The organism is Fulvivirga kasyanovii (genome assembly GCF_009711405.1).
Classification (GTDB): domain Bacteria; phylum Bacteroidota; class Bacteroidia; order Cytophagales; family Cyclobacteriaceae; genus Fulvivirga; species Fulvivirga kasyanovii.
The window spans coordinates 1-1,442 of record NZ_SMLW01000164.1; the positions used below are offsets into that span (position 1 = coordinate 1).

Annotated in this window: 1 protein-coding gene; it reads left to right on the forward strand. The window is 38.8% G+C overall.

Annotated features, from left to right (window positions below):
• Positions 1-186 precede the first annotated feature (186 nt).
• A partial coding sequence (locus E1163_RS00515) for a toxin-antitoxin system YwqK family antitoxin (protein WP_155168571.1) occupies positions 187-1,442 on the forward strand: 1,256 nt, incomplete at its 3' end.

Consider the following 1,442-nt stretch of genomic DNA (forward strand, 5'->3'; position numbering starts at 1 on the left):
AAATATCCCCTTTTAACACCTATTTTCCCACACTGTCCGTTTTTCTTTAGAAACTCCTTTCATTCATGAATAAAAATTAAATATATTGTGATTTTATTTATAAAATTTTGTTTTTAATTTTTATTCATTTTGACCAGACAAGAACAACTCAAATTCTGCAAGATATGTCAAAACAGACAAATGGATATGCAGAAAGGAATCGTATGTAAGCTTACAGGTAATGTAGCCACATTTGAAAATACCTGTAATGATTTTGTTAAAGACGAAGTAGAAGCTGCTTATCAGCAAGAGCAGGAGCAACTTGCCACCCCAGAGGCAGAAGTAAGGCCATCAGAAGTAATTGATCGCCTGAATCCTCAGGTAGTGGAAAGGCTCCGCCAGACTCAAGACCCCCTATACGCCATCGTGGGAGGACTGGCCGCGGCACTCGTGAGTGGCATATTATGGGCTGCTATTACAGTAGCTACAAATTACCAGATTGGCTATATGGCTATTGGTGTGGGACTTATAGTAGGTTTTGCAGTAAGATACTTTGGTTCAGGAGTCGATAAAACCTATGGTATCATTGGTGCTACTTATGCTCTTTTAGGATGTTTATTGGGCAATTTTTTTACTCAGTTGTGGTTTATTGCCGATTATCAATCTATGGGGCTGCTTAATGCCTTCAAACTCATAGACCTGGCCACGCTAAGATCTATCTATGCAGAAACCTTCAGCCCGATTGATCTTCTCTTCTACGGAATTGCCATCGCCGAAGGATATAATTTTGCTTTCAGAAAACTTTCAATTGATGAACTTGAAAAACTAAGTCAATCATCTGATTACATTCCCTACCCCGCAAATCATAAATTAAGAATGCCGTTAGCTATAGGCACGTTTGCTGTTATATCAGTACTATTTTTTGTGCTCAGAGGCAATGTAAATGGCACCCAAACCTTCTACTACGAAAGTGGAGCAAAGATGTCAGAAGGAGAATTGATGGATGGGGAAGCTCATGGCTTCTGGACCTATTATAATGAATACGGCAATGTAATTTTGGAAGGAAACTATGAGCATGGTATTGAAACTGGTAAGTGGACATGGTATGATGGTAGTTCCGCGAAGACCAGGGAAGGAAACTACAAGGCAGGGATGGCAGATGGTTTATGGATAAACTTCTATCCTAATGGTCAATTTTCAGATTCAGGAAGCTATAAAAATGGACGTATGACAGGAGAATGGACGTTTAGGTATGAAAACGGTGCACTTGCAAAAAAAGGTACCTTTACCCGAGACAAGCCCTCGGGAAAGTGGCTTTCTTATTATGAAAATGGTAAAAAAATGGCTGAAGAGAATTATGTCAACGGCAAACTCAACGGTAGAAATTATTACTACTATGACAATGGCGAGCCATCAAAAGAATTAGAGCATATTGATGATAAAATAAAAATAATTAACAGTTG